The organism is Aestuariivirga sp. (genome assembly GCF_037139295.1).
In the GTDB taxonomy this organism is placed as follows: Bacteria; Pseudomonadota; Alphaproteobacteria; order Rhizobiales; family Aestuariivirgaceae; genus Aestuariivirga.
On sequence record NZ_JBAXGR010000011.1, the window covers coordinates 1 to 12,652 of the forward strand.

Consider the following 12,652-nt stretch of genomic DNA (forward strand, 5'->3'; position numbering starts at 1 on the left):
CCCCTGAACAGCCGGCTGTTCGGCCGGAGCGGGGGCGGGATTTACCGCCGCAGGCGGTTCGGCAGGCTTCGGAGCCTCAGGCGTCACAGCCGGCTGTTCAGGGGCTTTCGGAGCTTCGGGAGCCGGAGCGGTTGCCACCACATCCGGCTTGTGGCCCATCCACTGATCCCGGGTCAGGCCGGCGACGGCTGCCGCCGCAACGATGCCGAGGCTGGTGAGGACCACAATCGGGGTCTTGTTCTGCATGCTTCTTGCGTTCCCAATAACGTCCCGCCCGAGGCGGGTTAGCCCCTTCGCGGGGAGGTTTCCTTGCCCTTCATAAGCCGCTGTTCCCTTTTAGGCAAAGATTTGCGAAGGGAACAACCAGCACGCGGCGGCACAAACCGCAGCGATTCGGACCAGTTCAGGAGACCTTACATGAGCCCAGCCCGTAAACTTTGCGTCTACTGCGGATCCGGCAACGGCCGGAACCCGGCCTACATGGCCGCCGCGCGGACGCTGGGGAAAGCCATGGCGGACGCCAATATCGGCCTCGTCTATGGCGGCGGCAGCCTTGGGTTGATGGGCGAAGTCGCCCGCTCGGTTCTTGAGAACAGTGGCCACGTGACCGGCATCATCCCCGAGTTCCTGGCCAACCGCGAGCGCATGCTGACGGATGTCAACGAGCTCGTCGTCACCGCCGACATGCATGAGCGCAAGATGACCATGTTCGCGCGGTCGTCCGGTTTCGTGGCGCTGCCGGGCGGCCTCGGCACCCTGGAAGAGCTTGCGGAAATCTCGACCTGGGCGCAGCTCGGCCAGCACCACAAGCCGATCACCCTGTGCAACATCGAGAATTACTGGCAGCCGTTGGTGACGCTGCTCGACCACATGCGGGCCGAGCGCTTCATCCGCGAGGGGCTGGAGTTCGGCATGGACGTGGTGAGCAGCGCCGAGGATGTGGTGCCGGCCTTCGAGCACAGGCTCAAGTCGACGCCCGAACTGGTGCCGGACCAGCCGCTGCTCAACAAGATGTGAGGCTCAGGCGGCCTTGCGCCGCCGCCAGTCATCACGGATCGCCGCAGCCGAGAAGATGGCCAGTGCTGACCAGATGATGATGAAGGACACGAGCTTCAGCGGGCTCATCGGCTCGTGGAAGATGAACACGGCCGTGAGGAAGACCAGCGACGGCGAGATGTATTGCAGGATGCCCGCCGTCGAATAGCGGATGCGGCGGATCGAGGCGGTGAACAGGATCAAGGCCGCCGCCGTCATGGCGCCGCAGCCCATCAGCATCAGCGTCGAATAGGCATCGGTGCCGAAATGCGCCTGGCCTTTCGACATCAACCACCATTCGGCAATCAGCAGCGGCGGCGTGACGATGGCCGTCTCGACAAGGAAGCCCTGGGTGGGGCCGACGGGGATCGTCTTCCGCAGGAAGCCATAGAGGCAGAAGGTGGCGGCAAGCATCAGCCCGAGCCACGGCACGTGGCCCAGTGCCCAGGTCTGGATCAGCACTGCGATGGTGGCCATTGCGAGGGCCACCTTCTGGGGCGTGGTGAAGCGCTCGCCCAGGAAGAGATAGCCCATCAACACGTTCAGGAGCGGGTTGATGAAATAGCCGAGGCTCGATTCCAGCGTGCGGCCCGCCTGGATGGACCAGACGTAGAAGCCCCAGTTGAAGACGATGAGGCCGGCGGTGAGCGTGAGGATGGCAAGGTGCTTCGGGTTTTTGACCGCACGCCAGACGTCCTTCCATTGTCCCATGTACCAGACGACCGCCGCCGCGATGGGCAGCGCCCAGACGCCGCGGTTGACCGCGATCTCGATGGGCGAAATGTAGCGGATCTGGCCGAAATAGACGGCCATGCCGCCCCACACGAGATGCGCGCCGATGGCCAGCAGCAGGCCGATTTCGACACTGCTCAGCGAACGGGCGGCGGGTTTCTCATGGGCCACGGTCATGGGGGCCGTTTAGACCCCTCCACTGGTGTGGCGCAAACCCCGGCGGGGCCTTGGCCACATGTGCAGGGTGCATGACTCAGTCCGCCGTCACGCCCTCGCGCACCAGCTTGTAGACCAGCGCATCGGACAGCGCCTGGAAGGAAGCGTCCACGATATTGGGAGAAACACCGACGGTGAACCAGCGGTTGCCCTTGCCATCGCGACTCTCGATCAGCACGCGGGTGGTTGCCCCCGTGCCGCCATTGAGGATGCGCACCTTGAAGTCCGAGAGTTCCATGTCGTCGATGAAGCGCTGGTACTTGCCGAGATCCTTGCGCAGTGCCACGTCCAGCGCGTTGACCGGGCCGTTGCCTTCGCCCGCGTTAAGATAGATCTGGTCGTCGACCTTCACCTTGACCACGGCTTCCGAGATCATCTCCTTGTCGCGCTCCTCGACGATGACGCGGAACGAGATGACATCGAAATACTTTGGCACGCTGCCAAGCGCCCGGCGGGCGAGCAGCTCGAAGGAGGCATCAGCACCATCATAGGCATAGCCCAGCGCCTCGCGCTCCTTCACGTCGCGCAGCAGGCCATCGAGGCGCGGGTCGTCCTTGGAGACTTCAAGCCCGGTGCGCTGGAGCGCCGCGATGAGGTTCGACTTGCCGGCCTGGTCAGAGACCAGCACCTGGCGGCGATTGCCGACCGACTCGGGCGGCACGTGCTCGTAGGTCTCGGGCTCCTTCGCGAGTGCGGAGGCATGGATGCCGGCCTTGGTGGCGAAGGCACTCTTGCCAACGTAAGGCGACTGCTTGTTGGGCGAACGGTTGAGCAACTCATCAAAAGCCCGCGAGATGTGGGTGAGCCGCTGCAGGCGTTCAGCATCGATGCCTGTCTCGAAACGTTCCGCGAAGTGCTGCTTGAGAATGAGTGTCGGGATGATGGACACGAGATTGGCGTTGCCGCAACGCTCGCCGATGCCGTTGAGCGTGCCCTGGATGTGGCGAACGCCTGCATCGACGGCGGCCAGCGAATTGGCCACTGCCTGTTCGGTGTCATTGTGCGCATGAATGCCGAGGTGGCTGCCCGGCACGTGGTTGGTGACGTGGCGGACGATGGCGCCCACTTCGCCCGGCAGCGTGCCACCATTGGTGTCGCACAGGACGACCCAGCGGGCGCCGGCCTTGTAGGCAGCCTCGGCGCAGGCGATGGCATAGGTGGGATTGGCCTTGAAGCCATCGAAGAAGTGCTCGCAGTCGATGAGCACTTCCTTGCCCGCGGCCTTCGCGGCCTCCACCGTCTGACGAATCGACTCGAGGTTTTCCTCGTTGGTGCAGCCCAGCGCCACGCGCACGTGATAGTCCCAGGACTTGGCCACGAAGCAGGCGGCTTTCGACTTGGCCTGCAGCAGCTGCTGGAGGCCGGAGTCATTCGAGACGGAGCGCCCTGCCCGCTTGGTCATGCCGAAGGCGGTGAAGGTGGCGCGCGTCTTGCGCTCGGTGGCGAAGAGTGCCGTATCGGTGGGGTTGCCGCCCGGATAGCCGCCTTCGATGTAGTCCACCCCCATCTCGTCAAGCAGGCCCATCACAACGAGCTTGTCTTCGAGCGAGAAGTCGACGCCCGGCGTCTGCTGGCCGTCGCGCAGGGTCGTGTCAAACAGGTAGATGCGTTCGCGGGCCGGTTTCGGGTTACTCATGACACGTGTCCTGCACTGTTGCCGTCACCCCGGCGAAAGCCGGGACCCCGCTTTTGGCGGCAACCCAGCGGAAAGCTGGGCCCCGGCTTTCGCCGGGGTGACGGAATTTGGGGTGGTTGAGGGTAGGCGCCCCGAAGGAACAGGAGGTCACCGCTTCACCTCCCAGCTGGTCGTGCCGTCCTTGTTATCCTTGATGGCGATGCCCATGCCTGCGAGCTCATCACGGATGCGGTCGCTCTCGGCCCAGTTCTTCGCCTTGCGGGCATCGAGGCGGGCGGTGATGAGGGCATTCACGGCCTCCTCGTCAACCGTAGCCTCCGCCTTGGGCGAGACGAGATTGCCTGAGAAGCCGAGCGCCCTTAGCGTTTCGCCGAGTTCGTTCTGGCGGCCTGGCTTGTCCAGCGCGTGAAGCTCGGCGATGGCCTTGGGCGTGTTGAGATCATCCATCAGGGCATCGAGCACCGAGGCGCCGATCTTCGCCTGTTCGGCGTGAACAAGGCCCGCATTGTTGAAGAAGCTTTCCAGTGTGCGCCAGCTTTCCTCAAGGCTCTTCAGCGTCCAGTCGATGGGCTGGCGGTAATGCGTGCGCAGCATGTTGAAGCGCAGCACGTCGCCCGGCCAGTCTGCCAGCAACTCGTTGATGGTGAAGAAGTTGCCAAGGCTCTTCGACATCTTCTGGCCTTCGACCTGCAGGAAGCCGTTGTGCATCCAGATATTGGCCATGACGGGCGTGCCGAAGGCGCAGCGCGTCTGGGCGATCTCGTTTTCATGGTGCGGGAAGATGAGGTCCAGCCCGCCGCCGTGGATGTCGAAGGTTTCGCCGAGATAGCGGTTGCTCATGGCGGAGCATTCGATGTGCCAGCCGGGACGGCCGCGGCCCCACGGGCTGTCCCAGCCTGGCTCGTCATCAGAAGAAAGCTTCCACAGCACGAAGTCGGCCGGGTTCTTCTTGTGGGCATCAACGGCGATGCGGGCGCCGGCCTGCTGGTCCTCGAGGTTCCTCTGCGAGAGCCGGCCATAGTCGGGCATGGAGTCGACGCTGAACAGGACCTCGCCCGCCGCCTGATAGGCGTGGCCGCGCGTGATGAGCATCTCGATCAGCGTGATCATCTGCGGGATGTTGTCAGTGGCGCGCGGCTGCACGGTGGGTGCCAAGCAGCCCAGCTTCTCCACGTCCGCAAAGAACTGGTTGGCGGTCTTCTCGGTCACGTTGCGGATGGCGTCGTTCAGCGGCAGGCTGGGGAAGTCACGCAGGGCCCGCGCGTTGATCTTGTCGTCGACGTCGGTGATGTTGCGGACATAGGTGACATGCGCCTCGCCATAGACCTGGCGCAGCAGCCGGAAGAGAAGATCGAAGACGATGACCGGGCGCGCATTGCCGATATGGGCGAAGTCGTAAACCGTGGGACCGCAGACATACATGCGCACGTTCTTAGGATCGAGCGGGACGAGCTCTTCCTTGGTGCGGGTCAGCGTGTTGTAGAGGCGCAAAGACATGAGGGTCCTCAAGGCTTGCCGGCCCGGGTACGCTTTGTCTTGAATTCAGGTCAAAGGGCGCCCTGCCAGCGGATGTGAGCTAGCTGCAAATAATGCCGCAGAGGGCGGCGATGGCGGGCTTCAGGGTCATTTCGAGGCGCAACATGCGTCAGGAGGGCCAAAAGGTCAAGGGTTTGGGCATTTTGCGGGCGTGCCATGCCGTTTGCGCCCTATCGGCGCAAGGGCCACATGGTTAATGCTTCGGCCGGGAATCGGGTCGGCAACGTGGCGCAGCAGAAGGTCGGTCAGGCGGGATTGTGGATGGCGGGCTGGCTGACGGCCACGCTGGGCATGACAGTGGCCGGGCGGCAGCTGGCGCAGGAGGTTTCTGTCTTCGAGGTGATGCTGCTCCGGAGCGTCATCGCCACCATCATCCTCACGCCCCTGGTGATGCTGAACGGCGGGCTGAAGAACCGGGTGTCACAGCTGAAGCTGCATGGCATCCGCAACATCGTCCACTACGGCGGGCAATATGCGTGGTTCTCCGCGCTGCTGCTGATCCCGCTGGCCGAGGTGATCGCCATCGAGTTCACCATGCCGCTGTGGATCGCCATCCTTGCCGCCGCCTTCCTCGGCGAACGGCTCTATGGCTGGAAGATCGCGGCACTCATCGTGGGCTTCGGCGGCGTGCTGATGATCGTGAAGCCGGGGCTGACGCTGAACGTGGGCCACCTCGTGGCGCTGTTGGCCGCCCTGCTCTTCGCGGTTTCCGTGACGCTGACCAAATACATCACAAGGCGCGACACGGCACTCACCGTGATCTTCTTCATGTTCACCATGCAGACGGTGATCGGCGCCATCCCTGCGTGGATGACCTGGGTGTGGCCCTCGGCGCAGGCGATGCCCTTCGTGGCGGTGGTGGCGCTGGCGGGAACGGGTTCGCACTATTGCCTATCGAAGGCGCTCTCGCTGGCGGATGCCACCGTGGTGATGCCGATGGACTTCCTGCGGCTGCCGCTGAGCGCGCTGCTGGGCTACGTGATCTACAATGAGGGACTGGACTACTGGTCGCTCGCCGGTGGGGTGATGATCCTCGCGGCCAACACCATCAACATCTTCAAGGCCAGCAGACAATGACCAACGCCGAACATCGGCAGCACCAGATGGGACTTCTGCTCGTCGCCGCGGCGGCGATGTGCTGGTCGACGTCGGGCCTGTTCGTGCGCGGGATCAGCGCCGACCTGACGACCATGCTGTTCTGGCGCGGCATCTTCTCCGGCACCGCGGTGTTTGCGCTGTTCCTGCTGATGGAGCGTGGGCGGAGCCTGGCGATCCTGCGTTCGCTGCGCTGGCCCGCACTCGGTGTGGCACTGCTTTCGGCCGCCGGCATGATTACCGGCATCGGCTCACTGCGCTACACGAGCGTGGCCGATGCCATGGTGATCTATGCGACGGTTCCCTTCATGACGGCGGCACTGGCCTATGTGGTGATTGGCGAGAAGCCGTCACGCTCCACCCTCATCGGCAGCACGGTGGCGCTCCTGGGCGTTGGCGTGATGCTGTGGGGGGCGAAGATGGGCGGCAGCCTGTTCGGCCAGTTCCTCGCCGTGCTGATGACGATGTCCATGGCGGGCTTCACCACCATCATGCGGAAGTACCGCAACGTGCCCATGCTGCCCGCCATGGCGGCGTCCGCCTGGATCTGTTCGTTCGCCTGCTTCTGGTTTGCCGCGCCCATGTCGATCACGCCACATGACTTCCTGCTCTGCGTGGCCTTCGGCATCGTGCAGAACGCGGCGGGCCTCGCGCTCTACACCTTCGGTTCGAAGCGCGTGCCCGCGGCGGAGGCGACACTGCTGGCGGCATTGGAAGTGCCGTTCACCCCGCTGTGGGTGTTCGTGTTCATGGGCGAGACGCCGGCGATCCAGACGCTGGTGGGCGGCAGCATCGTGCTCGCCGCCCTGTTCATGCACATCGTGTCGGAGTTCCGCCGCAGGCCGGCGGCGATGGCGATGCCGGCGTCGGTCTAGGCGAACGACTTGGCGGTCTGGCCGAAGAGGATTTTCTTCTCCTCGTCGGTCATCGGCTTCTGATAGGACGGATTCACCGCCGCATAGACCTTGGCGACCGCAGGCCTGGCCTTGATCGCCTCGAACCAGCGCTTGAGGTGCGGGAACTCGTTCAGGTCCTGACTGTAGCGCTCGTAAGGCACGACCCAGGGGTAGGACGCCATGTCGGCGATGGAATAGTCACCCGCGAGATAGTCCCGGTCGGCGAGGCGCTTGTTCATCACGCCATAGAGGCGGTTCACTTCCTTGGTGTAGCGGTCGATGCCGTACTGTATCTTCTCCGGCGCATAGATGGCGAAGTGCCCCGCCTGGCCCGACATGGGACCAAGTCCGCCCATCTGCCAGAACAGCCATTGCAGCACGTCCGTTCGGCCGCGCAGGTCCTTCGGGATGAAGTGCCCGGTCTTCTCGGCGAGATAGAGGAGGATGGCGCCGGATTCGAACACCGATACCGGCTTGCCGCCGTCGGCGGGTGCCGTGTCGATGATGGCGGGTATGCGGTTGTTGGGGGCAATTGCCAGGAACTCCGGCTTGAACTGGTCGCCCTTGCCGATGTCGACGGAGTGGAGATTATAGACGAGGCCCGCTTCCTCGAGGAAAATCGTGACCTTGTGCCCGTTAGGGGTGGGCCAGTGGTAAAGTTCGATCATGTCCGCTCCGCTCAATCGTAACTGTGAGTGTAACAGTTAGGTCGGGTGCGGAGGGGTTTCAACCCCCGGAAATCACGGTCACCAAAAAGGATGGCCGGGACGAGCCCGGCCATGATGAATGCAGAAATGCTGGGCTGATTATTCCGCAGCCTCGACGATGTCGTCGTCGTCCGTCTTGGGGCGCGAGGCCATTTCCTTCTTGATCTCCTCAGCGACGAGGAAGGCGAGTTCCAGCGCCTGCGCCGCGTTGAGGCGCGGATCGCAGAAGGTGTGGTAGCGGTCGTTCAGGTCCTCGTCACGCAGCGCCCGGAGGCCGCCGGTGCATTCGGTGACGTCCTTGCCGGTCATCTCGACATGGATGCCGCCGGCATGGGTACCCTCGGCCTGGTGCACGCCCATGAAGCGGCGCACTTCGCCCAGAACGGCCTCGAAGGGGCGGGTCTTGTAGCCAGACGTCGACTTGACCGTGTTGCCGTGCATCGGGTCGCAGGACCAGACCACGACCTTGCCCTCGCGCTTCACGGCGCGGATCAAGTCGGGGAGGTGCTTTTCCACCTTGTCGGCGCCGAAGCGCGCGATGAGGGTGAGGCGTCCAGGCTCGTTCTCGGGGTTCAGCTGGTCGATGAGGCGGATCAGTTCATCCGGCTTCAGCGACGGGCCGCACTTGAGGCCGATCGGGTTCTTCACGCCGCGCATGAACTCGACATGGGCATGGTCCGGCTGGCGGGTGCGGTCCCCGATCCACAGCATGTGGCCGGAGGTGGCGTACCAGTCGCCAGACGTCGAATCCACGCGAGTCAGCGCCTGCTCGTAGCCGAGCAGAAGTGCCTCGTGGCTGGTGAAGAAATCGGTGGTGCGCAGCTGCGGTGCGGTATCGGCATTGATGCCGCAGGCGCGCATGAATCCGACGGCTTCCGTGATGCGGTCCGAGATTTCCTGGTAACGCTCGTAGGCGGGCGAATCCTTGAGGAAGTCGAGCGTCCACTTGTGGACATGCTCGAGGTTGGCATAGCCGCCCTGCGCGAAGGCGCGCAGCAGGTTGAGGGTGGCCGCCGACTGGCGGTAGGCCATGATCTGGCGCTCGGGATCGGGGCGGCGGGCCTCGATCGTCTCTTCGGCGCCGTTGACGATGTCACCGCGGTAGATCGGCAGCTCAACGCCGCCGATGGTCTCGGTGGGCGAGGAACGGGGCTTGGCGAACTGGCCCGCGATGCGGCCGACCTTCACCACCGGCTGGCCGCCTGCGAAGGTGAGGACAACGGACATCTGCAGGAAGACGCGGAAGAAGTCGCGGATGTTGTCGGCCGAATGTTCGGCGAAGCTTTCGGCGCAATCGCCGCCCTGCAGCAGGAAGCCCTTGCCTTCGGCCACGCGGGCGAGCTTGCGCTTCAACTTTCGGGCCTCGCCCGCGAAGACCAGCGGCGGATAGCCGGCGAGTTGATCCTCAACCGACTTCAGCTTGGCCTGGTCCTGGTAATCCGGCACCTGCACGACCGGGAAATGCCGCCAGCTGTCAGGTGTCCAGTTCGTCGTCATTTTCTTTACTCCAAAGGGGGACAACCCCCTTACCTATGGTGAAATCGGCTTGGCCTATACACGGCTTGGCAGTAGGATTCCAGCCCAGGCGAACAGGCCAGGTCGGCATGCTGGAATACCTCTACCTTGCGCGATGGGATGATGCCTTCGGCTTCCTGGCCTCCGGCAGCCCGCCGGTCTATGTACGGCTGGTGGGCCTGAATGCCCTGTTTCTGGGGTTCTACGCGATCCGGAAGGCCGCCGGGGCGGCCCCGATGTCTGCCGGCATGTCGCTTTTCGTCCAAGCCGCCGTGCTGGGGGCCAATCTGATGGTGCTTTACCAGCCGGAGGTCGAGAGCTTCCTGGAGGGCCTCAGCTACCGCTATTGACGTGCTCCGCAAAGGCTGCCTCGGCGGAGCCATAGGGCTGCTGGCGGGTGACGTTCCAGTAGCGCAGGTCGGTAAGCGGGATTGCCTTGCCCGTGGCGGTGCAGCGCACGAAATTGCCCTCCCGGACCACCTGGAAATCGGCATCCATGTAACGGATCACGGCCTCACGCCGAGGCTGCTGGGGATCGAGCACATTCATGGCTGCCAGATAACTCTCTTTTGCGCCGTTTTGAAGATGCCAAAATTTTGGACAGGGTGCTGGGCTTGCGTGTAGATTCTACACCATGACCCATGAAAATCTCCTCGATACCTATGCGAAGCTCGCCATCCGGACCGGACTGAACCTCCAGAAGGACCAGCAGCTTGTGATCACCGCACCGCTCGACGCGCTGCCGCTGGTCAGGCGCATCACCGAACAAGCCTACAAGGCGGGTGCGAGCCTCGTCACCACGATCTATGCCGACGACGAGACAACGCTCGCGCGCTACCAGCATGCGCCGCAGGGGGCCTTCGACGTCGCACCCGGCTGGCTGTTCAACGGCATGGCGGAGGCCTTCCGGGGTGGCGCGGCCAGGTTGGCAATCGCTGGCGAGAACCCCGCCCTGCTGTCCGGACAGGACCCCGACAAGCTTTCCCGCGCCAACAAGGCACGCTCCAGGGCCTATCGCCCTGCCCTCGAACTGATCACTGGCTTTGCCATCAACTGGTGCGTCATTGCAGCTGCCACGCCTGCATGGGCCAAGTCAGTGTTCCCCGGCGTCCCTGAGGCAGAAGCGGTCGACCGCCTGTGGAAGGCGATCTTCGCCTGCACCAAGGCTGACCTGCCGGACCCGATCGCAGCCTGGGAAAAGCACAATGCCGATCTTGGTCGCCGCACGGAATTCCTCAACAAGCGACGTTACAAGGCACTGAAGTACAAGGGCCCCGGGACCGATCTCACGATCGGCCTCGCCGATGATCACACGTGGAAGGGCGGCGGCGGCAAGGCACTGAACGGCGTGTTCTGCAACGCCAACATCCCAACGGAAGAAGTGTTCACCGCGCCCCACAAGGACAGGGTGGACGGCATCGTGTGCTCGTCGAAGCCGCTCTCCTACCAAGGTTCGCTGATCGACGGCATCAAGGTGCGCTTCGAGCGCGGCCGGATCGTGGAAATGACGGCGGAAAAAGGCCAGGACGCCTTCCGCAACCTCATCGACACCGATGAAGGTGCCGCACGCCTCGGCGAAGTGGCCCTCGTGCCGCATTCCTCGCCGATCTCGAAGAGCGGCATCATCTTCAACAACACGCTGTTCGACGAGAATGCCGCGAGCCACATCGCGGTAGGCCAATCCTATACCGAGAACATCCGCGACGGCTCCAAGCGCTCGAAGGAAGAACTGGCGGCACTCGGTGCCAACTCAAGCCTCGTTCATGTCGACTGGATGATCGGCTCCGGTGAACTCGATGTTGACGGCATTGCCGCCGATGGCACGACCGAGGCGCTGATGCGCAAGGGCGAGTGGGCGATCTGATGCGCTAAAGTAGGCGGCCCTGCTTGGGGCTGTCCTCCCGCACCTTCACCTCGCCGTCGGCGAATTCGAGGCGCAGTGCCGCGCCCACCTTGACGTCACCGGCGTGATGAACGGGCTTGCCCTTCTCATCCCGCACCAGCGCGAATCCGCGCTGCAGCACGGACTTGTAGGAGAGGCTGTCCGCGAGCTTCGCCACACCATCGAAACGCTGGCGCTGGAAGGCGACGAGGCGTGACAGCGCCTGCGCCGCACGCCGGCCTGAAAGGTCCAGTGAGCGGCGCTCATTGACGATCAGCGTGCGCATGGGGGCAAGCGTGAGGCGCGGCGCCACGCGCTGCAGGCGCGCACCATGCTCTCGCGTATTGGCCTTGAGCGCCTGTGCGAGACGGCCCGAGGCGGAATCAAAGCGCTGGCGCACGAGGGCGAGAAGTTCATCGGGCCGCGGCAGGGCGCGCCCGGCGGAGCGCACGCGGGTCAAGCGTTCATCCATGCCGCGACGAAGCCCGCCCTGCATGCGGGCATCAAGCCGCGCCACCTCGGCCACCAGGTCGGCACGCACGGGAACGGCCTTCTCGGCGGCGGCGGTGGGCGTAGGGGCGCGGAGGTCGGCAGCGTAGTCAATCAGCGTCGTATCGGTTTCGTGACCAACGGCGGAAATGACGGGAATGGCGCTGGCAGCAGCGGCCCGCACCACGATCTCCTCGTTGAAACCCCACAAGTCCTCAAGCGAGCCGCCACCACGCGCGACGATGATGACATCGGGCTTGCGGGCCATGTCGTTGAAACCGGCGATGGCGGCGGCCACTTCCGCCGCGCAGGTGTCGCCCTGCACGCGCACCGGCCAGACAAGCACGTGACGCGGGAAGCGGTCATTCAGGCGGTGAAGGATGTCGCGGATCACGGCACCGGTGGGCGAGGTGACGACGCCGATGACCTTCGGCAGATACGGGATCGGGCGCTTGCGCGCGGCATCGAACAGGCCCTCGGCGGTGAGCTTCTTCTTGCGTTCTTCGAGCAGCGCCATGAGGGCGCCCACGCCCGCGGGCTCGATTGACTCGATGACGATCTGATAGCCCGACTTCATTGGGTAAGAGGTGATCTTGCCGGTGGCGATGACCTCCAGCCCCTCCTGCATCTTGGCGCGCAGGCGGCCGAAGCTGCCGCGCCAGATCACCGCATCGAGCTTGGCGCCCTCGTCCTTGATCGAGAAATAGCAGTGGCCGGAGGAATGGGGCCCACGATAACCCGAGATCTCGCCCCTGACCCGAACATGGCCGAAGGTATCCTCCAGCGTGCGCTTCAGCGCCTGGGCGATCTCCGAGACCGAGTATTCACCGGCATTGGAGCCGCCGCCCTCGATGATCTCGCCGGTTTCCGGGTCGTGGTCCCAGATGGTGGACATGGCAAATTCCGCGCTTTG

At 64.1% G+C, this 12,652-nt stretch carries 12 protein-coding genes and 1 pseudogene; 5 read left to right on the forward strand and 8 right to left on the reverse strand.

All coding sequences use genetic code 11. The features are described 5' to 3' along the window. Window positions 1–246 (reverse strand): annotated as a pseudogene (locus WCJ41_RS05305) (hypothetical protein); the annotation flags it as partial. Between the two features lie 171 nt (window positions 247–417). On the opposite strand from WCJ41_RS05305, the gene WCJ41_RS05310 reads away from it, so the two are divergent. After that, on the forward strand, window positions 418–1,017 hold the full coding sequence (locus WCJ41_RS05310) for a TIGR00730 family Rossman fold protein (protein ID WP_336904798.1): 600 nt from the start codon (window positions 418–420) through the stop codon (window positions 1,015–1,017). 3 nt (window positions 1,018–1,020) lie between these two features. Here the strand turns inward: WCJ41_RS05310 and rarD are convergent, their stop codons facing one another. The 3 genes from rarD to cysS form a co-directional block, all read right to left on the reverse strand. Then, window positions 1,021–1,944 (reverse strand): EamA family transporter RarD, encoded by a 924-nt coding sequence (gene rarD, locus WCJ41_RS05315; RefSeq protein ID WP_336904799.1) that lies wholly within the window; start codon window positions 1,942–1,944, stop codon window positions 1,021–1,023. A 76-nt stretch (window positions 1,945–2,020) separates the two neighbouring features. Then, entirely contained in the window at window positions 2,021–3,619 is a 1,599-nt protein-coding gene (gene cimA / locus WCJ41_RS05320) for a citramalate synthase (RefSeq protein WP_336904800.1), read from the reverse strand. A 147-nt stretch (window positions 3,620–3,766) separates the two neighbouring features. After that, window positions 3,767–5,116: a cysteine--tRNA ligase gene (cysS, locus tag WCJ41_RS05325; protein WP_336904801.1), complete on the reverse strand. Its 1,350-nt coding sequence runs from the start codon at window positions 5,114–5,116 to the stop codon at window positions 3,767–3,769. A 195-nt stretch (window positions 5,117–5,311) separates the two neighbouring features. On the opposite strand from cysS, the gene WCJ41_RS05330 reads away from it, so the two are divergent. After that, a complete protein-coding gene (locus WCJ41_RS05330) occupies window positions 5,312–6,232 on the forward strand; it encodes a DMT family transporter (protein WP_336904802.1) in 921 nt (306 codons plus the stop codon). Further along, complete coding sequence (locus tag WCJ41_RS05335; protein WP_336904803.1) at window positions 6,229–7,125, forward strand: DMT family transporter; 897 nt, start codon at window positions 6,229–6,231, stop codon at window positions 7,123–7,125. The genes WCJ41_RS05330 and WCJ41_RS05335 overlap by 4 nt, the downstream gene beginning before the upstream one ends. Here the strand turns inward: WCJ41_RS05335 and WCJ41_RS05340 are convergent. Together WCJ41_RS05340 and WCJ41_RS05345 are read right to left on the reverse strand one after the other, a co-directional pair. After that, window positions 7,122–7,814, reverse strand: coding sequence for a glutathione binding-like protein (locus WCJ41_RS05340; protein ID WP_336904804.1), 693 nt, complete (start codon window positions 7,812–7,814; stop codon window positions 7,122–7,124). The genes WCJ41_RS05335 and WCJ41_RS05340 overlap by 4 nt on opposite strands. A 138-nt stretch (window positions 7,815–7,952) precedes the next feature. Beyond that, window positions 7,953–9,350 (reverse strand): 3-deoxy-7-phosphoheptulonate synthase class II, encoded by a 1,398-nt coding sequence (locus WCJ41_RS05345; RefSeq protein WP_336904805.1) that lies wholly within the window; start codon window positions 9,348–9,350, stop codon window positions 7,953–7,955. A gap of 107 nt (window positions 9,351–9,457) precedes the next feature. On the opposite strand from WCJ41_RS05345, the gene WCJ41_RS05350 reads away from it, so the two are divergent. After that, window positions 9,458–9,718, forward strand: coding sequence for a hypothetical protein (locus tag WCJ41_RS05350; RefSeq protein WP_336904806.1), 261 nt, complete (start codon window positions 9,458–9,460; stop codon window positions 9,716–9,718). On the opposite strand, the gene WCJ41_RS05355 is transcribed toward WCJ41_RS05350, so the two are convergent. Beyond that, complete coding sequence (locus WCJ41_RS05355; RefSeq protein ID WP_336904807.1) at window positions 9,702–9,917, reverse strand: DUF2093 domain-containing protein; 216 nt, start codon at window positions 9,915–9,917, stop codon at window positions 9,702–9,704. The two genes, WCJ41_RS05350 and WCJ41_RS05355, sit on opposite strands and share 17 nt — an antisense overlap. 85 nt (window positions 9,918–10,002) lie before the next feature. Between WCJ41_RS05355 and WCJ41_RS05360 the strand changes: the two genes are divergently transcribed. Beyond that, the gene (locus tag WCJ41_RS05360) at window positions 10,003–11,232 is read left to right on the forward strand and encodes an aminopeptidase (protein ID WP_336904808.1); all 1,230 of its coding nucleotides are present in this window, start codon (window positions 10,003–10,005) and stop codon (window positions 11,230–11,232) included. A 4-nt stretch (window positions 11,233–11,236) separates the two neighbouring features. Here the strand turns inward: WCJ41_RS05360 and xseA are convergent, their stop codons facing one another. Next, on the reverse strand, window positions 11,237–12,634 hold the full coding sequence (gene xseA / locus WCJ41_RS05365) for an exodeoxyribonuclease VII large subunit (protein WP_336904809.1): 1,398 nt from the start codon (window positions 12,632–12,634) through the stop codon (window positions 11,237–11,239). Window positions 12,635–12,652: the final 18 nt, after the last annotated feature.